This window comes from Pseudomonas orientalis (assembly GCF_002934065.1).
GTDB classification, from domain to species: Bacteria; Pseudomonadota; Gammaproteobacteria; order Pseudomonadales; family Pseudomonadaceae; genus Aquipseudomonas; species Aquipseudomonas orientalis_A.
Genome location: NZ_CP018049.1, coordinates 2093954 through 2117650, shown reverse-complemented (window position 1 = coordinate 2117650; position 23697 = coordinate 2093954). Strand labels below are relative to the sequence as shown.

General features: G+C 60.7%; 22 protein-coding genes and 3 pseudogenes. 12 read left to right on the top strand and 13 right to left on the bottom strand.

Translation table 11 applies throughout. From position 1 onward, the window contains the following. Positions 1 to 24 precede the first annotated feature (24 nt). Together BOP93_RS09660 and BOP93_RS09655 are read right to left on the bottom strand one after the other, a co-directional pair. Positions 25 to 774 carry a TerC family protein gene (locus BOP93_RS09660; RefSeq protein ID WP_065884069.1) on the bottom strand — a complete coding sequence of 250 codons (750 nt, stop codon included), beginning with the start codon at positions 772 to 774 and terminating at the stop codon, positions 25 to 27. A 28-nt stretch (positions 775 to 802) separates the two neighbouring features. After that, complete coding sequence (locus tag BOP93_RS09655) at positions 803 to 1051, bottom strand: hypothetical protein (RefSeq protein ID WP_104502414.1); 249 nt, start codon at positions 1049 to 1051, stop codon at positions 803 to 805. Positions 1052 to 1185: 134 nt separating this feature from the next. Between BOP93_RS09655 and nhaR the strand changes: the two genes are divergently transcribed. Together nhaR and sstT are read left to right on the top strand one after the other, a co-directional pair. After that, positions 1186 to 2088: a transcriptional activator NhaR gene (nhaR, locus tag BOP93_RS09650; RefSeq protein WP_104502413.1), complete on the top strand. Its 903-nt coding sequence runs from the start codon at positions 1186 to 1188 to the stop codon at positions 2086 to 2088. Positions 2089 to 2248: 160 nt separating this feature from the next. Continuing rightward, positions 2249 to 3469: a serine/threonine transporter SstT gene (gene sstT, locus BOP93_RS09645; protein WP_104502412.1), complete on the top strand. Its 1221-nt coding sequence runs from the start codon at positions 2249 to 2251 to the stop codon at positions 3467 to 3469. Positions 3470 to 3534: 65 nt separating this feature from the next. Here the strand turns inward: sstT and BOP93_RS09640 are convergent, their stop codons facing one another. Beyond that, the gene (locus BOP93_RS09640) at positions 3535 to 4044 is read right to left on the bottom strand and encodes a DUF1993 domain-containing protein (RefSeq protein ID WP_057726249.1); all 510 of its coding nucleotides are present in this window, start codon (positions 4042 to 4044) and stop codon (positions 3535 to 3537) included. Between the two features lie 115 nt (positions 4045 to 4159). Between BOP93_RS09640 and BOP93_RS09635 the strand changes: the two genes are divergently transcribed. Further along, positions 4160 to 4810, top strand: coding sequence for a YceH family protein (locus tag BOP93_RS09635; protein ID WP_065937401.1), 651 nt, complete (start codon positions 4160 to 4162; stop codon positions 4808 to 4810). 169 nt (positions 4811 to 4979) lie between these two features. Here BOP93_RS09635 and BOP93_RS09630 read toward each other — a convergent pair whose 3' ends face one another. Next, positions 4980 to 5798, bottom strand: a complete 819-nt coding sequence (locus BOP93_RS09630) for a shikimate 5-dehydrogenase (protein WP_104502411.1) — start codon at positions 5796 to 5798, stop codon at positions 4980 to 4982. A 165-nt stretch (positions 5799 to 5963) separates the two neighbouring features. Between BOP93_RS09630 and BOP93_RS09625 the strand changes: the two genes are divergently transcribed. From BOP93_RS09625 to BOP93_RS09615, 3 genes are all read left to right on the top strand, one after another. Continuing rightward, complete coding sequence (locus BOP93_RS09625; protein ID WP_065884089.1) at positions 5964 to 6317, top strand: hypothetical protein; 354 nt, start codon at positions 5964 to 5966, stop codon at positions 6315 to 6317. Between the two features lie 233 nt (positions 6318 to 6550). After that, positions 6551 to 6745: a hypothetical protein gene (locus tag BOP93_RS09620; RefSeq protein WP_104502410.1), complete on the top strand. Its 195-nt coding sequence runs from the start codon at positions 6551 to 6553 to the stop codon at positions 6743 to 6745. A 91-nt stretch (positions 6746 to 6836) separates the two neighbouring features. After that, positions 6837 to 7019 carry a hypothetical protein gene (locus BOP93_RS09615; RefSeq protein ID WP_065884060.1) on the top strand — a complete coding sequence of 61 codons (183 nt, stop codon included), beginning with the start codon at positions 6837 to 6839 and terminating at the stop codon, positions 7017 to 7019. Here the strand turns inward: BOP93_RS09615 and BOP93_RS09610 are convergent. From BOP93_RS09610 to BOP93_RS09600, 4 genes and pseudogenes are all read right to left on the bottom strand, one after another. Beyond that, positions 7016 to 8083: an AI-2E family transporter gene (locus BOP93_RS09610; RefSeq protein ID WP_104502409.1), complete on the bottom strand. Its 1068-nt coding sequence runs from the start codon at positions 8081 to 8083 to the stop codon at positions 7016 to 7018. The two genes, BOP93_RS09615 and BOP93_RS09610, sit on opposite strands and share 4 nt — an antisense overlap. A gap of 317 nt (positions 8084 to 8400) precedes the next feature. Then, positions 8401 to 9156, bottom strand: a complete 756-nt coding sequence (locus BOP93_RS28140; RefSeq protein ID WP_420220229.1) for a methyl-accepting chemotaxis protein — start codon at positions 9154 to 9156, stop codon at positions 8401 to 8403. A 102-nt stretch (positions 9157 to 9258) separates the two neighbouring features. Beyond that, a pseudogene (locus BOP93_RS28135) lies at positions 9259 to 9990 on the bottom strand (cache domain-containing protein); the annotation flags it as partial. A gap of 267 nt (positions 9991 to 10257) precedes the next feature. Continuing rightward, entirely contained in the window at positions 10258 to 11577 is a 1320-nt protein-coding gene (locus BOP93_RS09600; RefSeq protein WP_162303228.1) for a Na+/H+ antiporter family protein, read from the bottom strand. 241 nt (positions 11578 to 11818) lie between these two features. Between BOP93_RS09600 and BOP93_RS28130 the strand changes: the two are divergent. Together BOP93_RS28130 and BOP93_RS28125 are read left to right on the top strand one after the other, a co-directional pair. Then, positions 11819 to 13108: pseudogene (locus BOP93_RS28130) on the top strand (HAMP domain-containing protein); the annotation flags it as partial. A 348-nt stretch (positions 13109 to 13456) separates the two neighbouring features. Then, positions 13457 to 13966 (top strand): annotated as a pseudogene (locus tag BOP93_RS28125) (methyl-accepting chemotaxis protein); the annotation flags it as partial. Between the two features lie 525 nt (positions 13967 to 14491). Here BOP93_RS28125 and BOP93_RS09590 read toward each other — a convergent pair. The 4 genes from BOP93_RS09590 to BOP93_RS09575 are packed head-to-tail and all read right to left on the bottom strand — an operon-like array spanning position 14492 to position 17083. Further along, positions 14492 to 15805, bottom strand: coding sequence for a sensor histidine kinase (locus BOP93_RS09590; protein WP_104502405.1), 1314 nt, complete (start codon positions 15803 to 15805; stop codon positions 14492 to 14494). Continuing rightward, on the bottom strand, positions 15802 to 16470 hold the full coding sequence (locus BOP93_RS09585) for a response regulator transcription factor (RefSeq protein WP_057726269.1): 669 nt from the start codon (positions 16468 to 16470) through the stop codon (positions 15802 to 15804). The genes BOP93_RS09590 and BOP93_RS09585 overlap by 4 nt, the downstream gene beginning before the upstream one ends. Then, positions 16470 to 16781 (bottom strand): PepSY domain-containing protein, encoded by a 312-nt coding sequence (locus BOP93_RS09580; RefSeq protein ID WP_104502404.1) that lies wholly within the window; start codon positions 16779 to 16781, stop codon positions 16470 to 16472. The genes BOP93_RS09585 and BOP93_RS09580 overlap by 1 nt, the downstream gene beginning before the upstream one ends. After that, entirely contained in the window at positions 16781 to 17083 is a 303-nt protein-coding gene (locus tag BOP93_RS09575; RefSeq protein ID WP_104502403.1) for a PepSY domain-containing protein, read from the bottom strand. Before BOP93_RS09575 ends, BOP93_RS09580 begins: the two co-directional genes overlap by 1 nt. 136 nt (positions 17084 to 17219) lie before the next feature. On the opposite strand from BOP93_RS09575, the gene BOP93_RS09570 reads away from it, so the two are divergent. The 4 genes from BOP93_RS09570 to codA all read left to right on the top strand — a co-directional run bounded on the left by BOP93_RS09570 (position 17220) and on the right by codA (position 21541). Continuing rightward, entirely contained in the window at positions 17220 to 18299 is a 1080-nt protein-coding gene (locus BOP93_RS09570) for a patatin-like phospholipase family protein (protein WP_104502402.1), read from the top strand. 76 nt (positions 18300 to 18375) lie between these two features. After that, positions 18376 to 18732, top strand: coding sequence for a 6-carboxytetrahydropterin synthase QueD (queD, locus tag BOP93_RS09565; RefSeq protein WP_065884039.1), 357 nt, complete (start codon positions 18376 to 18378; stop codon positions 18730 to 18732). Between the two features lie 239 nt (positions 18733 to 18971). After that, a complete protein-coding gene (gene codB / locus BOP93_RS09560) occupies positions 18972 to 20240 on the top strand; it encodes a cytosine permease (RefSeq protein WP_104502401.1) in 1269 nt (422 codons plus the stop codon). A gap of 65 nt (positions 20241 to 20305) precedes the next feature. Continuing rightward, positions 20306 to 21541 (top strand): cytosine deaminase, encoded by a 1236-nt coding sequence (gene codA, locus BOP93_RS09555; protein WP_104502400.1) that lies wholly within the window; start codon positions 20306 to 20308, stop codon positions 21539 to 21541. Between the two features lie 7 nt (positions 21542 to 21548). On the opposite strand, the gene BOP93_RS09550 is transcribed toward codA, so the two are convergent. After that, the gene (locus BOP93_RS09550; RefSeq protein ID WP_104502399.1) at positions 21549 to 23687 is read right to left on the bottom strand and encodes a lipase family protein; all 2139 of its coding nucleotides are present in this window, start codon (positions 23685 to 23687) and stop codon (positions 21549 to 21551) included. Positions 23688 to 23697: the final 10 nt, after the last annotated feature.

Genomic DNA, 23697 nt, shown 5'->3' with positions numbered 1-23697 from the left:
GCGGCCGGCTTTTCAGGTCAAGCGTTACTGCCGGGCAGCCAGCAAACGCGCGTGCCGGTTACGTCGGGCAATGTTCAGACATTCGATCGCCGCCGAGAACGCCATGGCCGCATACACGTAGCCTTTTGGTACATGGGCGCCAAAGCCTTCGGCGATCAGCGTCATGCCGATCATGATCAGGAAACCGAGGGCCAGCATCACCACGGTCGGGTTGTCGTTGATGAACTTGGCCAAGGGTTCGGCCGCCACCAGCATCACGATGACCGAGGTCACCACGGCAATGATCATGATCGGCAAGTGTTCGGTCATGCCCACTGCCGTGATGATGCTGTCGATGGAGAACACCAGGTCGAGCAGCAGGATCTGCCCGATAGCGGCAGCAAAGCCGATGGCAACCGTATTGCCAACGCTGGCTTTCTCTTCGGGCGCCGGGTCCATGCTGTGGTGGATCTCGGTGGTTGCCTTCCATACCAGGAACAGGCCACCGGCGATCAGGATCATGTCCTTCCACGAAAAGGCCTGGCCGAACACTTCGAACACCGGCGCCGTCAGCTGCACGATAAAGGCAATGGTGCTCAGCAAGCCCAGGCGCAATATCAGCGCCATGCTGATGCCGATGCGCCGCGCCTTGGCCCGATGCTGCTCGGGCAGTTTGTTGGTGAGGATCGAGATGAAGATCAGGTTATCGATGCCCAGCACGATTTCCATGACGATCAAGGTGGCCAGCGCGATCCACGCGGTGGGGCTGGCGGCCAGTTGTAAAAGATAATCCATAGGTCAGTCCTGACGTTGTGCTGGAAAATTAGGTTTCTTGGGTGGATTCTGCGTCTTTTTCTTGCTGATCATCCTTTTTCTGCGGACTGATCAAACCTTGGGTCGCTTCACTCAATGCCTGTTCGGCGGCCTTCTGGGTGTCGTCGATGGCTTGCTTGGCCGATTCGCTGGCCTTGCCCAGCACCTGCTGCGCGCTTTTCTCGACCTGATCACAACCGCTGATCACCACCAATGAAAGCGCAAGCAGCGACGCCGCGCCCAGGGAATTGAGTTTCATGATGTATTCCTCGTTAGAACCCCTGGGGCCAAATAGTGGCCCCGCGATAGCGAGGCATTCTATGCAGATGAACAGTTCAGAAAAATTCGTATTTTTCTCAGGTATACTTCGGTTTTTACGAAGTGTAGACGGTGATGCTCAATTATCGACAGTTGCATTACTTCTGGGTGGTGGCGAAGACGGGCAGCATTGTGCGCGCCTGCGAACAACTGAACCTCACACCCCAAACCATCAGCGGGCAGATCAGCCTGTTGGAACAGACCTTTGGCATCGCCCTGTTCCAGCGCGTAGGGCGCCAGCTGGAGCTGACCGAAGCCGGGCGCCAGGCCCTGCCCTACGCCGAGCAGATGTTCCAGACCGGCAATGAATTGGAGGCGATGCTGCGCGCGCAGCCCAATGAGCAGCAGATTGTGTTTCGCGTCGGGGTGGCGGACGTGGTGCCCAAGTCCATCGTGTACCGCCTGATCGCGCCCACCATGGAACTGAGCGAACCGATCCGCATCACGTGCCGTGAAGACAAACTTGAACGGTTATTGGCTGACCTGGCGATCCAGCGTCTGGACCTGGTGATCTCCGACAGTCCGATGCCGACTCACCTGGACATTAAAGGCTACAGCCAGAAGCTGGGGGAATGTGGCATCAGTTTTTTTGCCACCCATGCGCTGGCCAAGCAACATGGCGGCGCGTTCCCAGGGTGTTTGCACGGCGCACCGTTGTTGATTCCCGGCGCGGAAACAGTGGTGCGCAGCCGTTTGCAGCGCTGGTTTGTCGATCAGCAGATTCAACCCAGGATCATCGGCGAGTTCGACGACAGCGCCTTGATGCAGGCATTCGGGCAGTCCGGCAGCGGCATCTTTATCGCCCCCAGCGTGATCGCCGATGAAGTGGTGCGCCAGTACGGCGTGGCACTGATCGGCCAGACCGACGCGGTGACCGAATCGTTCTACGCCATCTCGGTGGAGCGCAAGGTCAAACACCCCGGCATCGTGGCGATTACCGAAGGTGCCCGACGCGAACTGTTTACCGCCCTGCCCTGAACACCCTGCGGGAGCGATTTGGCCAAATCCGGCGGTACCGGTGACGGAATGACGCAGCAAACGGGACTCATCCTACAGCGTGCTAGACTTCGCGCCTGCTTCCCACAGTACTTATCCCTGCAATGCTGCGCCCTACTAAAAAAACTAGAGACAACTGTTTATGACTGCTGCCCCTTCCTTGTTGCAACGGCTAATGCGCGTCAGCCTCGTTACGCAAATTGTCATCGGCCTGATCGCCGGTATCCTGCTTGCCCTGTTGCTGCCTGAGGCGGCCAGGGCCACCGGGTTTATTGGCAAAGTGTTCGTTACGGCGCTCAAAGCCGTCGCGCCGATCCTGGTGTTCGTGCTGGTGATGGCGTCCATCGCCAATCATAAACACGGCCAGCAAACCCATATCCGACCGATCCTGTTTCTGTATTTGCTGGGTACCTTTGCCGCTGCGGTGGTCGCGGTGGTTGCCAGCATGATGTTTCCGTCTTCCCTGGTCCTGGCTACCCATGACGCCACCGTCAGCGCCCCCGGTGGTATCGGCGAGGTGCTGCAAAGCCTGCTGCTCAGCGTGGTGGACAATCCGGTCAGTGCGCTGATGAACGCCAACTTCATCGGTATCCTGGCATGGGCCATCGGCATGGGCATTGCCATTCGCCATGCAGGCGACACCACCCGCACGGTGCTCGACGACCTGTCCAACGGCGTGACCCTGATCGTACGCGTAGTCATCCGCTTCGCCCCACTGGGGATATTCGGCCTGGTCGCCTCGACCCTGGCCACCTCCGGCTTCGGCGCCCTGCTCGGCTATGCCCATCTGCTGGTGGTATTGATCGGCTGCATGCTGTTTGTGGCGCTGGTGATCAACCCGGCCATCGTATTCTGGAAACTGCGTCGCAACCCTTATCCGCTGGTGCTGCTGTGCCTGCGCGAAAGCGGTATCACCGCGTTTTTCACCCGCAGCTCGGCGGCGAATATTCCGGTGAACCTGGCGTTGAGCAAACGTCTGGGCCTGCATGAAGACACGTATTCGGTGTCGATCCCACTCGGTGCCACGATCAACATGGCCGGTGCGGCAATCACCATCACTGTACTGACGCTGGCAGCCGTGCATACGCTGGGCATCGCCGTGGACCTGCCCACCGCCGTACTGCTCAGCGTGGTCGCGGCCATCTGTGCCTGCGGGGCATCGGGGGTGGCCGGTGGCTCGCTGCTGCTGATTCCGCTGGCGTGCAGCCTGTTCGGCATTCCGAGCGAGATCGCCATGCAGGTGGTGGCTGTCGGCTTCATCATCGGTGTCCTGCAAGATTCGGCGGAAACCGCACTCAACTCATCCACTGATGTGTTGTTCACCGCAGCGGCGTGTTTGGACAAGGATGCACAGCCGGCTTGAACATCAGCCATAAAAAAGCCCGGGACCGTTCATTGAAGAACGCTCCCGGGCTTTTTTGTGGGGGCTTAGAAAGCGCCCATGTAGTCACGCTTGCCCACTTCCACGCCGTTGTGACGCAACAAGGCGTAAGCGGTGGTGACGTGGAAGAAGAACTGCGGCAGGCCGTACGTCAGCAGGTAGGACTGGCCGCTGAAGCGCTTCTCTTTCGGGGTGCCCGGGCGAGTGACGATCTCGATGCCTTCCTTGCCGTCGATCTGCTCGGGCTTGATGGTGTCGACAAAGGCCAGCACTTTGGCGATCAACGCTTGCAGGTCGGCGAAGGTGACTTCGCTGTCTTCGTACTTGGGCACTTCAATCTCGGCCAGGCGTGCACTGACACCTTTGGCGAAGTCGACAGCAATCTGTACCTGGCGCACCAGCTGGAACATGTCCGGGAACAGGCGCGCCTGCAGCAAGGCGTTCGGCTCGATATTTTTGGCGCTGGCGTGGGCTTCGGCTTTGTTGAGCACGTCGCTCAGGGCGTTGAGCATTTGCTTGAAGACCGGGATAGAAGCGGCATACAGGGAAATAGTCATGTCAGTCTCACGGTAATGGCAGGGTTGGAACCAGCGGCGATTATAGCCATGCCTGCCGCTTGTCTTTTATTTTTTCCGGCTTAGGCTAGTGGATTCACTGCATAGGGAACGCGCGATGACCGCCGAGCACGACACCGACACTTCTGAGCCGCGCCTGAACAGCACGGAAATCCGCGTCCTGGGCTGCCTGATCGAGAAGCAGGCAACCAATCCGGAAACCTACCCCCTGACCCTTAACGCCCTGGTGCTGGCCTGTAACCAGAAGACCAGCCGCGAACCGGTGACCAACCTCAGCCAGGGCCAGGTTGGCCAAAGCTTGCGCGTACTGGAAGGCCAGGGTTTTACCCGGCTGGTCATGGGCAGCCGCGCCGACCGCTGGGAACACCGCGTCGACAAGGCGCTGGAACTGGTGCCGGCGCAGGTCATCCTGATCGGGCTGTTGTTCCTGCGCGGGCCGCAGACCGTCAACGAGTTGCTGACGCGCAGCGGGCGCATGCATGACTTTGAGGACGCCGAGCAAGTGGTGCATCAGCTCGAACGCCTGATTGCCCGCGGCTTGGCGGTGTTGGTGCCGCGCCAGGCGGGGCAGCGCGAGGATCGGTATACCCATGCGCTGGGCGACCCGGCGGATATCGAAGCGATTATTGCCGCGCGCGGGAACCCGGTGGAGCGTGGCGGCGGGGCCGTCGGCGCCGAGCGCATTGAAGAGCTGGAAGCGCGGATTGCCGCCCTGGAAGAACGCCTGACACAGTTGGAACAGGCGTGACGAGATTCAATCTTGCGCTAATGCCAATTAGTTAAGCGCACACCACCGTCTGTAGGAGCGTGGGGGGCGCCTAGCTCTTGCTCGCGAAAAACGTCAACGATGACGCGTATTTTCTGAATGAACGCGGTGCCAGTGAGTTTTTCGCGAGCAAGCTCGCTCCTACAAGGTGTCAGCTCCGGGCGAAGGCCACCGCCGCCTGGAACTGCTCCTGCGTAGGCCGCACGCCGGTATACAGCACAAACTGCTCCAGCGCCTGGATCGCAATCACTTCAAGCCCGGTAATCACCTGCTTGCCCTTGGCACGCGCACGCACGATCAAGGGTGTTTCAGCAGGGATCGCGACGACATCGAACACCGTCTCGGCGTTGTCCACGGCCTCCGCCGCAAATGCCAGCTGATCCGCTTCCGCCCCGCCGCTCATGCCGATCGGTGTCACATTCACCAGCAGTTGCGGGCGTAACTCGCCCAACTCAGCCTGCCATGCGTATCCCAGGTTCTGCGCCAGGGCCCTGCCCGCCGCTTCGTTGCGCGCCACGATCACACCCTTGGCGTAACCGCCATCGCGCAAGGCGCTGGCCACGGCCTTGGCCATGCCGCCGCTGCCGCGCAGGGCGAAGCTCGAATCTTTGGGCACCTGATGCTTTTTCAGCAGTTGCTCAACGGCGATGTAATCGGTGTTGTAGGCCTTGAGACGGCCGTCGGTGTTGACGATGGTGTTCAACGAATCGATGGCTTGAACCGAATCGTCAAGTTCGTCCACTAAAGCGATGGCAGCTTCCTTGAACGGCATGGACACGCCACAGCCGCGAATGCCCAGCGCTCGTATGCCGCCGATCGCGCCAGGCAAGTCCTGGCTGCTGAAGGCTTTATAGTAGAAATTCAGGCCCAGTTGCTCATACAGATGGTTATGGAAACGCAGGCCGAAATTTCCGGGACGTGCCGACAGTGACATGCACAGCCGGGTGTCCTTGTTGGGGTGCATCTGCATGGGTAACTCCTTGAGGTAAGCAAATCGGTACAGACCTTACACAACCTTTACCTATTGGCTGTGCTGTTTTTTAGAAATACGTTGTCTTAAAAGTATCCCCGCGACAATCCTTGAGTCTATTGATTGCAGACCACAAGCGCAGGGGCTAACCGAGGAAAGATCATGATGCGTAAAGTCCCCAGGATTGCTTTGCTTATTGGCGCACTCGCTATGGCAGGCCAAGCTTCCGCTCACGGTGGTGGGTGGGGCGGCCCGGCCGTGTTGGGTGCGATTGTCGGTGCAGCCGTCGTCGGCTCCGTGGTTGCCAGCCAGCCTCGTGAGGTCTATGTACAGCAACAACCGGTGTACGTGCAGCCGCAGCCAGTGTATGCCGCGCCGCCGCCGGTCTACTACGCGCCACCACCGCCGGTGTACGTGCAGCAACAGGTCTATTACCGCCCGGCGCCCGTCTATTACGGCCCGCCACGGGGTTATGGCTACTATGGCCCGCCCCACGGCTACTATCGCCACGGCTGGTAACCGCCGATCGGTGCACACGCCACAGGCCTCGCCCACACGCGGGGCCTTTTTTTGCGGCAAAGTCTGGATTTATGCTGCCAAGGTCGTTGTGAGGACAATGCTTGAGCGCCGATCCCACATCATCAGGTTGGAATCGCCTCTTGATCGACTCATACGAACGCTGTCATGTTTGTGTCACCAAGCCATCTCACTATTGATTCTGTCCACTCAATAACAATTAAGGACGATGGACCATGCCCACGCAAAATCCGCACCGCACCGCTGGCCTCTGCACGTCCAGCAAGGTCTACAGCGCGCTGACCGAACTCAAGCACCTGGAAGGCCACCGCAGCGCAAAGTTCCTGTCATTGTTGGCAGAGAACCTGGTGCGCAAAGGCCTGCTCAGTGAACAGGAAGTGGTGCATATGCTCGATCAGGTGGTGGACTGACGCCTGGCATTGATGTCGACTATCGAGCCAGGTGATTTTTCCTTGGCGCCGGCGCACCGTAAGGTGACCTCCATAACGTTTGGAGGTACTTATGCCCACTGTTCAGATCATGTCCGTCATCGGCAGCGCCGTTCCCGCCCCTCTTCGCAAGCGGGGCCTGCTCGCCTGCTGGTACGTGGTAAGCGATGGCGAACCCATCAGCGGCCCGCTCACCTCGTTATCCGACGCCCAGATGCAACGCCAGCTGGCAGCCGGCTACAGGCTTGAAGCCTAGGGCAACGGCAGCTTGACGCGCGGCTTGGTTTCGACAAACAACGCCCAGCAGGATATGAACAGCGCCGCGACCAGCGGCCCGATCACGAAACCATTGAGGCCAAACACCGACAGCCCGCCCAGGGTCGAGATCAGGATCAGGTAATCCGGCATCTTGGTGTCCTTGCCCACCAGAATCGGGCGCAGCACATTGTCCACCAGGCCGATCACGAACACGCCGAACAAGGCCAGCACAACGCCCTGCCAGATCGAACCGCTCAACAGGAAGTACGCGGCCACCGGTCCCCAGACAATTCCGGCGCCCACCGCAGGCAGCAGGGACAGAAACGCCATCAATACCGCCCAGAGCAACGCGCTGGGAATATCCAGAAACCAGAAGATCAAGCCCCCCAGCGCCCCCTGGGTGACAGCCACCAGCACGTTGCCCTTGACCGTAGCCCGCACCACCCGATTGAACTTGAGTTGCAGGCGACGCTTTTGCGGCTCGGCCAGCGGCACCGCCGTGCGCACCTTGCGTACCAGCTCCGGGCCGTCGCGCAGCAGGAAAAACAGCAGGTACAGCATGATGAAGAAGCTCACCAGGAAATCGAACGTGCCCTGGCCGAAGCTGAATGCCTGGGAGGCGAAGAACTGGCTGCCCTGCATCGCGCCCTTGACCACCTTCTCGCGCAGGCCTTCCAGGTTGCCCATGCCGAAACGGTCCAGCAGGTGCTGGAAATACGGCGGCAGGAAATGCTTGAACTGCTCGATATAACCGGCCACATCCAACTTGCCGCTTTCGACGTTTTTATAGAGCGTGGCGCCCTCTTGCACCAGCAAGGCGCTGGTAATGATCACCGGCAAAATCGCGATCACCAGGCACACCAGCAAGGTGGTCAGGGACGTCAGGTTGCGGTTCCAGCAAAAGCGCTGCTGCAGGCGACGCTGCATGGGCGCAAAGATGATGCCGAGGATCACTGCCCAGAACACCGCGCCGTAGAACGGCAGCAATATCCAGATAAAGGCGACGGTGACCAGGGCCAGCAGTAACAGCAGGGTCTTGAATTGCAGGTTGGTTTGATTCATGTCCGATCCATGTCAAAAAAACACAGGGCCGGTGTCGGCCCTGTTGCTTAGTCCGCAGCGAAACCTGGGAGTGCCCTGGTTTATCGAACAAGCATAGATCGGCTTATCCAGACGTGGATCAATACACCACGCCCTGGCCTTCGGGATCCAAAAGGCCCAGTCATAGGGCAAGCATTTCTACGTGGTGATGAACATGGCGCCGCATAACACCAGCGACACCATCGAGTCAGCGTCGGGGAATGGGCACACGGTGTATGTGCCCTTGCCGGCCGAGATGGAACTGGATTTCGGCCTGCTGATGCGCGATCTGTGAACGCTCAAATCCTGAACTGCCCCACCAACTGTCCCAGGCGCTGACCCAGATCCGCCAGGCTGCGGGACGTCTGGGCGCCAAGCTGGGTTTCATCGGCCACGCTGTCCACCGCCACGGCTATCTGGTGCACGCTGCGGTTGATCTCTTCAGCCACGGCGGTTTGCTCTTCGGCGGCGCTGGCGATTTGCGCGTTCATGGAGTTGATGGTGCCGATCAACTGGGCCATGGTGTCCAGCGATGCCCCGGCCTGGTTGGCCTGGGCCGACGTGCCGTCACCGGCATCGCTGGAACGGCGCATGGCTTCAACGGCGGCTTCGGTGCCTTTTTGCAGGCGGTCGATCATGCCCTGGATTTCCTGGGTGCTGGTCTGGGTGCGGCTGGCCAGGGCGCGCACTTCATCGGCAACCACGGCAAAGCCTCGCCCGGCCTCCCCGGCGCGCGCCGCTTCAATCGCCGCGTTGAGCGCCAGCAGGTTGGTCTGTTCGGCAATCGAGCGGATCACGCCAAGCACACTGACAATCGAGGACACGTCCTGCTGCAGGCTGTCGAGGGACACACCGCTGCTGCGGATATCGTTCACCAGCGCATGAATCTGCGCGATGCTTCCGTCCACGACGCGCTTGGCGGCCTGGCCCTCGGCATCGGTCTGCTGCGCGGCAACGGCAGCGCCCTGGGCACTGCGCGCCACTTCATGGGCGGCGGACGACATCTGATTGATCGCGGTGGCAACCTGGTCGGTTTCGTGACGCTGACGCTCCATGGCGGTTTCCGAACGCTGGGCTTGCTCGGACACCTGGCTCACCAGGCCGGTGAGCTGCGCGGTCATTTCGGTGATCTGGCGGACCAGCCCGTGAATCTTGTCGACAAACCGGTTGAATGCGCCGGCCAGGTCGCCGAGCTCATCCTGGCTGGTGATGGCCAGGCGGCGCGTCAGGTCACCTTCGCCGGCGGCGATATCGTCCAGGTTGGCCTTCATCAGGCTCAGTGGGCGCAGGATAGTGTTGGCCACCAGCAGGCCAACGGCGGCAATCACCAGCAATACCACGGCAGCCAGGCCGAGAATGCTCAACAGCACGCCTTCCATGCGCTCGTGGACCTTGGCCTCAACCACCGCGACCTGGGCCTCGATGCCATCCAGGTTGACCGAGGTACCGATGACCATGTCCCACTTGGGCAGGTATTCGGTGTAGCCGAGCTTGGGCACCAGCTCGGTCTGGCCGGGCTGGGTCGAGCTGTATTGCAGGTAATGGGTGCCGTCCTTGCCGACTTTGACCAGGTCGCGGTTGACGTAGACGCCGTTAGGGTCGCGATTGTCCTTGAAGCTTTTGCCCACGCCGTCCGGGCTGTTGCCCTTGAACAGGCGGATGGTCTCGGAGTCGTAGCCGAAGAAGTAGCCGTCCTTGCCGTAGCTGATGTTGGACAGCAACTTGACCACCTGCGCCCGTGCCGCCGTATCGCCGGGAGCAGCGGCGTCGTAGAGCGGCTTGATGGTGGTCATGGCCACCTCGACATACCCTTGCAGAGTGGCCTTGGCGTCGTTGAGCAGGCGCTGGCGGGTTTCATCCACTTCGTTGCGCGCCTGGCCCTGCAGCATCCACACGGTGGTCAGGCTGATGACCAGGGCGAACAGCAACACCGGCACGACGGCAAGGGACAGGACTTTGGCCTTGAGGCTCAGACGCATGGCTTTTCTCTCTTATTAGGGGCGACTTGAGAGGTTAGCGGCCAAACGCAAGTTTTCTGTAGGAGCGAGCTTGCTCGCGAAGGTCGCCAACGATAACGCGTGCATTCTGGATGAACGCGTTATCTGGGCGTTTTTCGCGAGCAAGCTCGCTCCTACAGTGAGGTGAGGGAGCTGATGTCAGAGGGTCATCGCCGCCAGCCAGCCAAACGCCAGCAGTGGTAGGTTGTAGTGTAGGAAAGTCGGCACCACAGTGTCCCAGATATGATGGTGCTGGCCGTCGATATTCAGGCCGGAGGTCGGGCCAAGGGTGGAATCGGAGGCCGGTGAACCGGCGTCGCCCAATGCCCCGGCGGTACCGACAATGCACACGATAGCCACCGGGCTGAAGCCCAGTTGCACACACAACGGTACGAAAATCGCGGCCAGGATCGGCACCGTGGAAAACGACGAACCGATGCCCATGGTCACCAACAGCCCCACCAGCAGCATCAACAACGCCCCGACTCCACGGCTATGGCCGATGAACGCCGCCGAGGTTTCCACCAGGGAACGCACATCACCGGTGGCCTTGAGCACTTCGGCAAAGCCCGAGGAGGCGATCATGATGAAGCCGATCATCGCCATCATTTTCATGCCTTCGGTGAACAGGTCATCGGTGTCGCGCCAGCGCACGATGCCCGACACCGAGAAAATCAGGAACCCGGCCAGCGCACCGATGATCATCGAGTCCAGCCACAGCTGAATGATGAACGCCGAGGCAATCGCCAGGCCGGCCACCAGCAGGGTCAACGGGTTGTACTGCACCGCCACCTGCTCGACACGTTCGATTTTCTCCAGGTCGTATACGCGTTTTTTGCGATAGCTGATAAACACCGCCACCAGCAGCCCGACCACCATACCCAGCGCGGGCAGGCTCATGGCATGGGTCACGTTGACGTGGCTGATGTCCACACCGCTTTTGGCCACATTGGCCAGCAGGATCTGGTTGAGGAAGATATTGCCGAAGCCCACCGGCAGGAACATGTAGGGCGTGATCAAGCCGAACGTCATGACGCAAGCGATCAGGCGGCGATCCAGTTGCAGTTTGGTCAGCACATACAACAGCGGCGGCACCAGCAGCGGTATGAACGCGATGTGGATGGGCAGAATGTTCTGCGAAGCGATCGCCACCGCCCACAGCAGGCCGATCAACAGCCATTTGACGTGGTTGCCGCCGCTGGCTTCCTGGCGATCGACCAGCAACAGCGCTTTGTCCGCCAGGGCATGGGCCAGGCCGGACTTGGCAATCGCCACTGCGAAAGCGCCGAGCAAGGCGTAGGACAACGCTACCGTCGCACCGCCACCCAAACCGCTGTTGAACGCTTTGAGCGTGGCGTCGATACCCAGACCCCCGGTCAAACCGCCCACCAGGGCGCCGACGATGATGGCGATGACCACATGCACACGGGACAGGCTGAGCACCAGCATGGTGCCGACCGCGGCGATAACAGCGTTAATCATGGTTACCTCAAGACAGAAACATAAAAGACAGGCATGCCCGCGCCTCAACGGCCATTGAAGGCGCTGCTGGCGTACGGGCTCAAAGAGGTCTTATTAGAGGGCGCGCACTTTGCAGCAGCCAGCCGGCCATGTCAAAAAGCTGTGACCCCGGACAGGTTTAAATTGACTGTTTGAATAAAGAAAAACCGCGCACAGCCGATAACGGTTTTTCTATGTGTCTTCAGGTAAGGATGTCCCGATGTCGCTCAGGCAGCTCTCCATTCAATGGAAAATCACCCTGCTCGCGGGCCTGTGCCTGCTGGGGATCGTGACCCTGCTGGTGGGTCTGTCGCTGTATCGCATGGCGCAGAGTTCCGAGCAGGTCAAGGCGTCGAGCATGCAGATGCTCGATGAAGCCGCCCAGGCGCGCATCGAGGCGCAAGGTGAAGTACAGGCGCTGGGCATCCGCCGCCAGTTCATGGATGCTTACCAGTACGGCCATGGGTTTGCCCGCCAGGTGCTGTTTTTGCGCGAGCAGGCGGAAAAACGCTTTCTGGATGCGTTCGACACCCGCGAAGACCTGACTCGCCAGGTCCGCGCTGCGCTGCAGGCCAACCCCGACCTGCTGGGTTTGTCCCTGGTATTCGAAGCCAATGCGCTGGATGGCAAGGATGAGCTGTTCGCCAACCAGGCGGAGCTGGGCAGTAACGACAAAGGCCGCTTCGCCCTGTACTGGTCGCAGCCGACGCCCGGCAAAATCACCTCCATGGCGCTGCCCGAAAGCGACATGACCGACACGTCCATCGGCCCCAGCGGCGAAAAAGCCAACGCCTGGTTCACCTGCCCGCGCACCACGCTCAAGCCCTGCGTGATCGAACCTTACTTTTATGTGATCGACGGGCAGAACGTGCTGATGACCAGCATCGTCTTCCCGCTGATGGCCAACGGCAAGGTCATTGCCTCGTTGTCCGTGGACATCAATCTCAACAGCTTGCAGGCCGTGAGCCAACAGGCCAGCCAGAAGCTCTACGACGGCCAGACCCAAGTCAGCATCCTCAGCCCCACCGGCTTGCTCGCCGGCTACAGCCCGGACGCCAGCAAACTCAGTCAACGCCTGGACCAGGTCGACCGCGACAGCGGCGCACAGCTGATCACTGCCCTGGCGAGCGGCACACAGATCCGCAGCCTGCGTACCGACCACCAACTCAAAGTGCTGGCGCCCTTTGCCCCGATCCCGGACGGCAAGCCATGGGGCGTGCTGCTGAACGTACCGAAAAAAGTCCTGGTGGCACCGGCCGAGGCGCTCAAGGCCCAATTGGATGCCGACAACACCCAGGGCACCCTGCTCGAACTCGGCCTGGGCCTGTTGGCCGCCGTGGTCGGCTTGATTCTGGTGTGGCTGATGGCGCGCAGCGTGACCCGGCCGATCCTCGGCGTGGCGCATATGCTCGAGGACATCGCCAGCGGCGAAGGCGACCTGACCCGCCGCCTGGCCTACGACAAACAGGACGAACTGGGCCAACTGGCCGGCTGGTTCAACCGTTTCCTCGACAAGCTGCAGCCGATCATCGCCGAGGTCAAACAATCGGTGCAGGACGCCCGTGGCACCGCCGACCGATCCGCCGCGATTGCCAGCGAAACCAGCGCTGGCATGGAGCAGCAGTATCGTCAGGTTGACCAGGTGGCAACGGCCTCCCACGAAATGAGCGCCACCGCCCAGGACGTCGCCCGCAGCGCAGCCCAGGCAGCGCAAGCGGCCCGCGATGCCGACCAGTCTACCCGCGAAGGCCTGACCGTGATCGATCAGACCACCAGCAACATCGGCCTGCTGGCGGCTGACATGAGCACTGCCATGGGCCAGGTTGAAGGCCTGGCCAGCAACAGCGAAAAAATCGGCTCGGTGCTGGAAGTGATTCGTGGCATCGCCGAACAGACCAACCTGTTGGCGCTCAATGCCGCCATCGAAGCCGCCCGCGCCGGTGAGGCCGGCCGTGGGTTTGCCGTGGTGGCCGACGAAGTACGCAACCTGGCACGGCGCACCCAGGAGTCGGTGGAAGAAACCCGCGTGGTGATCGAACAATTGCAAAGCGGCACCCAGGAAGTCGTCGGTGCCATGGGCAACAGCTATCGCCAGGCCCAAGGCAGCGTCGAGCAGGTCGGCCAGGCGGTCACCGCACTGCGCCAGATCGGCGACGCCGTCACCGTGATCAGCGACATGAACCTGCAGATCGCCAGCGCCGCCGAAGAGCAGAGCGCAGTGGCCGAGGAAATCAACAACAACGTGGCGACGATTCGCGACGTCACCGAGTCGCTGTCGGAACAGGCCAATGAATCGGCGCGGGTGAGCCGGGCGTTGAACAGCCTGGCGAATCAGCAGCAGGGGTTGATGGATCAGTTCCGGGTGTAACCACGCGGGTCCAATGTGGGAGGGGCCATCGCCGCCTGTAGGAGCGAGCTTGCTCGCGAAAAACGTCAACGATACCGCGTGCTTCCTGAATAAACGCGGTGCCTGCAAGTTTTTCGCGAGCAAGCTCGCTCCTACACAACGCAGCCGCGCCCTCCCGTAACCACGATGCGAAGCGAGCCGCTCTTGATCTTGATCTTGATCTGCTTTTGATCTCAGGCGCCCCGTTAAACCACGTTGGCCGAACGCAGGCGAGGTGCCGAGTGGTGGGGCAAGAGCGTTTTGCTTACTTTTGCGCTTTTCAAAAGTGAGCCGCTGTAAAAGCGGAACCCTAAGTGGCCGTCACCTAAATAATGGATATGTACTCGGTCTGATCCAAGATACTGGCCAGCCCAGAGGTCGCCATCGGGGGCAAGCCCCCTCCCACATTGGATTGTGGAGCATCAGTAAGATAGTCATAGGCTGACAAGTAGCAACGGGGGGCAAGTCGAATCGTCGCACCACCCCTCCCACAGTTTTAGATTGGCACTACCGCCTGGGCAATTCGACCAGCGCCTTAAGCCCACCCAGCTCACTTTCCTGCAACTGCAGCACCCCGCCCCACACTTCGACAATATCGCGCACGATGCCCAGCCCCAGGCCATGGCCGTCAATCTGTTCATCCAGGCGTGCGCCACGGCTGAACACCTGGTCACGCTGGATCTCCGGAATGCCCGGGCCATCGTCCTCGACCGCCAGCCGGTAGCCCTGCGGCGTCTCGCTCACACTCAGGCGAACTTCGGCATCCGCCCATTTGCAGGCGTTGTCCAGCAGGTTGCCGAGCAGCTCCAGCAAATCTTCGCGGTCCCAAGGCAGTTGCAGACCGGGCGCGACCTGAAAGCTGAGGTCCAAATGTTCGCCGTGGATCATGCTCAGCGTCGCCAGCAGCTCCGGCAGTTCCTTTTCACAGTCGAACAACGCCCCCGGCAAGGTTTCACCGGCCAGGCGCGCGCGATTGAGCTCGCGGTTGAGGCGCTGCTGCACCTGTTCAAGCTGATCGCGCAACAACTTGCTCAACTGCGGCTGATCCCTGAGCGCCTCGCTTGACGCGGCACTCAGCATCACCGCCAATGGGGTTTTCAGCGCGTGCCCCAGGTTGCCCAGGGCATTGCGCGAGCGTTTGAGGCTGTCTTCGGTGTGCGCCAGCAAATGGTTGATCTGCGCCACCAGCGGCTCCAGCTCCAACGGCACCTGAGTGTCCAGTTGCGAGCGCTGGCCCTGTTGCAACTGAGCAATCTGATTGCGCGCGGTTTCCAGCGGGCGCAAGGCGCGGCGTACGGTGATGCGCTGCAATACCAGCACCACCAGCAAGGCCGCCAGCCCCAGTACCAGGCCGATCTGGCGCATCAGGCGAAAGCTTTCCCGTACCGGCGTGTAGTCCTGCGCCACGCTGATGGAGATCGACTGGCCGAAGCGTTTGTAGTCCGAGCGCAATACCAGCAGTTTCTGGCCTTCAGGGCCCAGTTGCAGGTTGCCCTTGAGCCCGGCCTCGGGGAGTGTCGGCAGTTCCTGATCCCACAAAGAGCGGGAACGCCAGTGCGTGTCGGCAAAATCAATGCGGAAGTAGTGCCCCGAGAATGGCCGTTGATAGGCCGGTGACAGGCGTTGCTCATCCAGCTGCACGCCATTGGGCCCACGCACCAGGGCCACCAGCAGGTTTTCGCTGTCGTTGCGCAGCCCGGCCTCCAGGTAGCGCTGCAAACCGGCCTCGAACAGCCACAGGCTGGTTTGTGCCAGCACCACGCCGACGATCACCATCACGCTGATCAACCCCAGGCTCAGGCGCCGCTGGATCGACTTCATGCAGGGCTGGCGCCAAACCGGTAACCCTGGCCGCGCCGGGTTTCGATCACACTGCGCCCCAGTTTGCGCCGCAGGTGGTTGACGTGGACTTCCAAGACATTGGAATCGCGCTCGGTCTCGCCGTCATAGAGATGCTCGGCCAGATGGCTTTTGGACAGGATCTGTTCAGGGTGCAACATGAAATAGCGCAACAGGCGGAACTCGGCGGCCGTGAGCTGGATTTCCTCACCGTCGCGCAGCACGCACTGGCGGCCTTCGTCCAGGTGCAGGCCGGCAGCTTGCAGTGTCGGTTGGTTGGCATGCCCGTGGGCCCGGCGTAACAGCGCCTGGATGCGCAGGTGCAATTCCTCGGGATGAAAAGGCTTGCTCAGGTAATCATCGGCACCGGCCTTGAGCCCTTCGATACGCTCTGCCCAGGAATCACGCGCCGTCAGCACCAGCACCGGCGTGGCCAGGGCTGCCGCGCGCCATTGCGCCAGCACCTCAAGCCCCGGCAAGCCCGGCAGGCCAAGGTCGAGGATGATCAGGTCATAGGGTTCGCTGCGGCCCTGGTACGCCGCGTCGCGCCCATCGGCCAGCCAATCGACCGCATAGCCTTGACGCTGCAGGCCGGCCAGCAGCTCATCGGCCAGCGGGACGTTGTCTTCCACCAGAAGCAGGCGCATCAGTCTTCCTTATCCTTGATCAATGTACCGTTGGTGGCGTCGAGCTTGATTTCGCGCACGACGCCTTCGATGGTCACCAGCTCCACTTCATAGGCGTACTGGCCATGCTTGAGCTCCAGCTCGGCCTCCAGCAGGCGGGCCTGCGGGTACCGGGACATCGCCTTGTGCAACAGGAACTCCAGCGGCAGGATCACGCCCTGCTGACGCAGCGCCAAGGCTTCATCCTGATTGAGATCGCGAGCGGCCAGGCTTGAGCAAAAGGCCAGGAGCGCCAGCAGCACCAGACTACCGGCGCGTCGATATAGCGTCATTACGTGTCCTGATGATTCTTGAGAACGTGCCCGGTGAGCGCGTCCAATTCAATGTCCCATTCAAGGCCATGAGCATCTTCGAGTTCGACCTGATAGATGTACTTGCCATACTCCTCGTCCAGGTCGGTGCCCAGCAGGGTAGAACCCGGATGCAAGGCCAGGGCGGCGGCTTCAAGCTGATCGAAGGCGACAATTGTAACAGTGCCAGGCAATTTCAGTGGTTTGTCGGGGTCCATTGCCCAGGCCGGCATGACCGAGGACGCAATGATACCGGCGGCGACCAGCGCTGTGAGGCGCTTCATGATAAGTCTCCGTTTCAGGATGTTTTTCCTACGCATGATCACGGTACGCGCGGCAACTTAATTGAAACTGAATTGCCACCATGGCAATTTTCCCAGGAGCGAGGTTGTTCCTGCAATCGCTCTGACAGAGAACGGTATGACAGCTATTCACATCAAGTTCCCCGCCCTGGCGCTCAGGGCCGGCAAACGCGCCTTCGCGCGCATTCGTGAGCAAGGCCTTGCACCCGCCGACGTTGGCATCCTCCCGGGCGCGGCCGGCGGCCCCAAGGCGCTGGGCATCCAAGGCCTGGACCTGGCGCTGTTCGGCGACTGGCTGCCGCGCAAACCTCGGGAGCGTGCGCTGATCGGTGCGTCCATCGGGTCCTGGCGGTTTGCCAGCGCTTGCCTGCCCGACCCGGTGCAAGGCTTGCTCGACCTGGGCCGCCTGTATAACGAACAGCGTTTTGCCAAAGGCGTGACCATGGCCGAAGTCAGCCAGAGCTGCCGGCGCATGCTCGACGACCTGCTGGCCGGCCGCGATGCACAGGTGCTGAACAACCCCGACTACCGCCTGAACATCATGGTAGTGAAAAGCCATGGCCTGCTCGCCGATGATCATCGAGGCCGGCTGGGCCTGGGCCTGTCATCGGTAATTGCCGATAACCTGCGCGGCCGCGCACGGCTGTCGCGGCATTTCGAACGCCTGATCGTCCACGACCCCCGCCAGGCGCCGCCGGTGCATCCACTCAAGGATTTCCCGTCACGCTTCCTTGAACTGCAAATGGGCAACCTGCGCCAGGCACTCCTGGCGTCCGGCTCGATTCCCATGGTGATGCAAGGCGTGCGCGACCTGCCCGGCGCAGGCGTTGGCACCTATCGCGACGGCGGCCTGCTGGACTACCACCTCGACCTGCCCTACTGCGGCGACGATATCGTGCTGTACCCGCATTTCACCGACCGCGTCATTCCGGGCTGGTTCGACAAAGGCCTGCCGTGGCGGCGCAGCAACCCACAGGGGTTGCAGGATGTCCTGCTGCTGGCGCCGTCAAGGGACTACCTGGCCCGCCTGCCCCACGGTAAATTGCCGGACCGCAGCGACTTCAAGCGCTTCATGGGCGACGACGCGAGCCGCAACAAATACTGGCAGACGGCAATGAGCGAGAGTCGCCGGCTGGGGGATGAGTTCTTGCAGTTGGCGGACAACGGTGGGCTGGGCGAGCGTTTGCAAGCACTTTGACCCAGCGGTATGCGCGGCGACGGGTCAAGCTGTTAAACTCGCCGCCTGCCAGATACCTGACCGAGCTGAAAATACCGTGGAAATCTTCAAAGAGTTTACGTTCGAATCCGCCCACCGCCTGCCCCACGTCCCGGACGGCCATAAATGCGGGCGCCTGCACGGGCATTCGTTCAAGGTGGCGATCCACTTGAGCGGCGACCTGGATCCCCATACCGGCTGGATTCGCGACTTCTCGGAAATCAAGGCGATCTTCAAGCCGCTCTACGAACGTCTGGACCACAACTACCTCAATGACATCCCCGGCCTGGAAAACCCCACCAGCGAAGTGCTGGCCAAGTGGATCTGGGTTGAATTGAAACCCTTGTTGCCCGAACTCAGTGCGATTCGCATCCATGAGACGTGCACCAGTGGGTGCATCTATCGCGGCGAGTAAGCGATGCCCAGTTGAAAAAAACCACCTGCGGGTGGTTTTTTTACGCCTGGACTCAACTGATCCAATTTGTCTCACGGCTGCACCGCTTTTGCGCTTGATGGGCTAGCCCGGAACCATTGCGCTGCCGACTTCCCTGCGTTTGGCTGTCAATATCGAGCGCCAAGCGTACATGAATCAGGGCCCCCGGTTTGGCACGCAGGGTGCAACAGGCCTGCGTCACCATTCAAGGAGCAAGGCACATGACCCAGCAAGAATCCGGCAACGATTACCCGCTCAGCGAAGTGCCTTTGCATGCGCGCAAGGGCCTGGCATCCACGGCCATGGTGCTGCTGGGGTTCACGTTCTTTACGGCGACGATGTTTGCCGGCGGCAAGCTGGGGGTGGCCTTCAGTTTTACCGACATGCTCGGCATTGTGGCCCTGGGTAACCTGCTGTTGGGTATCTACGCCGCCGGCCTGGGTTACATCGCCTTCAAAAGCGGCTTGAACTCGGTATTGATGGGGCGTTTCTGCTTTGGAGAAATCGGCAGCAAGCTCAGTGACTTGATCCTCGGCTTCACCCAGATAGGCTGGTATGCCTGGGGCACCGCCACGGCTGCCGTGGTACTGGGCAAATATTTCGAATTGAGCCAGGGCAGCGTGCTCGCCTTGATGGTGGTGTTTGGCCTGGTGTTCTGTGCGACTGCGTACGTGGGGTATCGCGGGCTGGAAATCCTGTCTTATATCGCGGTGCCCGCCATGGGCCTTTTGCTGTTGCTGTCGATGTGGGTCGCCACCGTCAAGGTCGGCGGGCTGGACGGCCTGCTGGCGGTGGTACCGACCGCCGAGCTGGACATGTCCACGGCGATCACCCTGGTATTCGGCACCTTTGTCAGCGGCGCGACCCAGGCCACCAACTGGACGCGGTTCTCCCGCTCGGCCAGGGTTGCGGTGCTGGCCAGCCTGATCGGTTTTTTTATCGGCAACGGCCTGATGGTGCTGATCGGCGCCTACGGCGCCATCGTCTATCAGCAACCGGATGTGGTGGAAGTCCTGCTGTTGCAGGGTTTCGCCATGGCGGCGATGGCCATGCTGCTGCTCAATATCTGGAGCACCCAGGACAACACCATCTACAACTTCGCCGTCGCCGGTTGCAACCTGCTGCGCACCCGGCGGCGCAAAACCGTGACCCTGGCCGGCGCAGTGATCGGTACCCTGCTCGCCTTGCTGGGCATGTACGACATGCTCGTGCCTTACCTGATTCTGCTGGGCACGGTGATTCCGCCGATTGGCGGGGTGATCATGGCGGACTTTTTCTATCGATATCGGGGCCAGTACCCACGCCTGGCAGAGGCCCGCCTGCCCGCGTTCAACTGGCCTGGGCTCACGGCCTACGCGGCGGGTACGCTGCTGGCGTTCAACTCGCCCTGGGTTGCACCGCTGGTGGGGATCGCGGCCGCGTCACTCAGCTACATACTGCTCAGCTACCTGCTGCGCGTGCGCGCACCTTTGGCGGATGCCCAAGCATGAGGTTGACGGCTGCCAATGCTAACCTGACGGCCGCCTGATTGAATTTAGCCAAGAGGAACTTGACCATGCACATCATCAATGCCCGTCTGCGCAACCGTGAAGGCCTGCATGATCTGCACCTGGAACATGGCCGGATCGCCAGCATCACCGCGCAAACAGGCGTACCGATGTCAATGGCCGGCGACCTGGATGCCGCCGGCAACCTGGTGATACCGCCCTTCGTCGAACCGCACATCCACCTGGATGCCACGCTCACCGCCGGCGAACCCCGCTGGAACATGAGCGGCACGCTGTTCGAAGGCATTGAATGCTGGGGCGAGCGCAAAGCCACCATCACTGAAGAAGACACCAAAACCCGCGCAAAAAAAACCATCCAGGCCCTCGCCGCCCACGGTATCCAGCATGTGCGCACCCACGTCGACGTGACCGACCCGGACCTCACCGCGCTCAAGGCCATGCTGCAGGTGCGTGAAGAAAGCACGCACCTGATCGACCTGCAAATCGTGGCCTTTCCCCAGGAGGGTATCGAGTCGTTCCGCAATGGCCGTGAACTGATGGAAGAAGCCATTCGCCTGGGCGCCGACGTCATCGGCGGCATCCCCCACTTCGAGTACACCCGCGATCAAGGGGTGAGTTCGGTGAAGTTCCTCATGGACCTGGCCGAACGCACCGGCTGCCTGGTAGACGTGCATTGCGACGAAACCGATGACCCGCATTCACGCTTTCTTGAGGTGCTGGCCGAAGAAGCGCGCAGCCGCGACATGGGTGCCCGCGTCACCGCCAGCCACACCACCGCCATGGGCTCCTACGACAACGCCTACTGCGCCAAACTGTTTCGTCTGCTGGGCCATTCCGGCATCAGCTTCGTCTCCTGCCCCACCGAAAGCATCCACCTGCAAGGCCGCTTTGACAGTTTCCCGAAACGCCGCGGGGTCACCCGCGTCAACGAACTGCTCGAAGCCGGCATGAACGTGTGTTTCGGCCAGGACTCCATCGTCGACCCCTGGTATCCCTTGGGCAACGGCAACATCCTGCGGGTATTGGAAGCCGGTTTGCACATCTGCCATATGCTCGGCTACCGCAACCTGCAGAGCGCCCTGGACCTGGTCACCGACAACAGCGCCAAGGCCATGGCGCTCGGCGACCGCTACGGCCTGGCACCCGGCCGACCGGCCAACCTGTTGGTGCTGTCGGCAGACAGTGACTATGAGGTGATTCGCAGCCAGGGCCTGCCGTTGTATTCGATCCGCAACGGCAAGGTGCTGATGAAGCGTCAGCCGGCCCAGGTTGAATTCATGTAGCGCGGCGCTAGACGATCGAGTCGATGTCCAGCACTTGCGCTTTGCCCAGGTCGCTGTGGACGGGTGAAGGGATACTGGCAACCTGGGCCAAGACTCGGTTTTCCCGGTGAGTGAACCAGCGCTTGAGACCCTGTTGCAGGTGGGCGCCCTGGGCGTGGCTGCCATACACATCGCGCCCATCGAGACGGCGCCAGCGCAGGCTGGCCAGGCGCTCGCGACTGGTATGCAAACGGTCAATCTCTGCGTTCAGGGCGTCGTTATGCTCATGGCTACGGTCGTTGGCCGGGCGCATGCGGGCCAGTTCGCGGCGTTTTGCCCTCAGTTGCTCGCGCATGTCTTCGAGCGCGCGATCAAGCAACTCGAACTCCCTCGCGGTAACCAGAGGGCCCTGGCTATCCAGGGCTTGCTGCCAGCGTCGCAATGTCGCCCAGGCCGCAGGAATATAGCTGGCGGTCATGAAATGCTGGTTGGCCTGGAAGAGCTGCCTCAACAGGTTGTCGCGGTCGGGCATGTCGCCGTGCAACCGCAACGCTTGAGTACAGCCAAGCTCCTGGATCGACTCACAGCCAGGTTTCCACAGCACTGAAGAATGCGTGCCATCCGGGAGCGTGATCGGCATGAAGTGCTGCTGTTCGCCATGGTGCTGATAGGCACTGCCACCAACGCGCACCAGGCCGGCGGCGAACAGCAAACCGCCGGCGGTGGGCGCACTGAACAAGGTGACAGCCCCCGGCACCCACAGTTTGGCAGTGGTGTTCATCCACGGCGCCGGGACACTGGGGACAGGGTCGTTATGGTTGACGATTCGATGGTGAACCAGGGCAGAGGCGCCGGAGATAAATTCGGAATCGGCGGCGCGGGGGGCGCCGTAGGTGTAGAGGAGTGGGTTGTAATGGGCGTCCGGGATTCGGCGCAGCCCTTCAGCCAGCAGCAGGGCGATCGCGCCACCCAGGCTGTGGCCGCAGATGACAACACGTTGACCGATGTGATATCGCGAAAGGTAATCCAGAACAAAGTGAAACGTGGCTTGGAATGCTTGGTAAAAACCTCGGTGAGCTTTACCTGCGCCTTCGAGGAAAGGGACTTGATGAGCATCTGCGTCGCGTAAAGCGTCCGCGCCACTGGCAGTGCCACGGACAGCTATGAGTACAACCTCATCGTGATGGCAGATAAAAGCTTGCGTGCCAGTTCCGGATTCAACGTCGTTAAAAAAATGTATACGCTCCGGATGCTCACCAGGCGGGTGATTGCGCTCATATAATTCAGGATCGAAAGGCAGAATCTCAAAGCGACGAGAGTAGGCTACGTCTTCATACAATGGATAAAACCGCTGTACTTGTCTTGAATCGAACTTCCAAGCCTCCCGGTAACATGACAACTGTTCTACAAACACGTTTCCTATGCTCGGGTTCAGCGGAAAAGTGACCGTATCCGCAGCTCCGGTTGGGGGATCCTGACCAAATTCGCAATAACTCAATGTGGCCATGAGCGCCAATTGGTAAAGGTTCAGTGCACAAAACTGATCATCAGTGGAAATAATTGGCCGTAGCGCTCGTAAAGGACGCACCTCCAAAACCGTAAATTGGTTTGGGAATAGCACCACCCCTTTGAATAAGGACTCAGCAGGACCAAACCCCAGGTCCGCCATCATCTTGAGCGCATTGCGCGTGGGCCGGTGAGCCCCAGACGACGTTGGAGGTAAGTGGGCTTTGTATCGAACCAAATCACTTACCTCCACCTGATAAAAACAGTCTGCTTTTTGCCGTGCCGGGTTACCGTCGACACATTGACCATCGCTGCTTAGAAAAAAAGTTTGCTCCGCGCGTACTTGAAGCTCCGTAATGGGCAAAGGGTAGTCAAGCCGTTTCATAAGCGTGATATAGGGTATTTCTGTTCCCGAATAAGGCTCATCCATCATGAGAACTACCGGGCCACAATAGATACCCTCCAGCCTGGTAAAACCATCCCCATCCAGCCGCCCCCTGTATTGTTGCCCAACACTGTCCTGGAGAGTATAAAGCAGACCACCGTAGGCCTTGCCGCTCCCGGTTTCATCAACGAGCCCCAAAGACAACCAATCTCCGCGTAATGGGCAAGCGGGCATCCTGTCGTTAAAAAACTGCTGCTTCCATGCATCCTGTTTCATCAACCTTTTC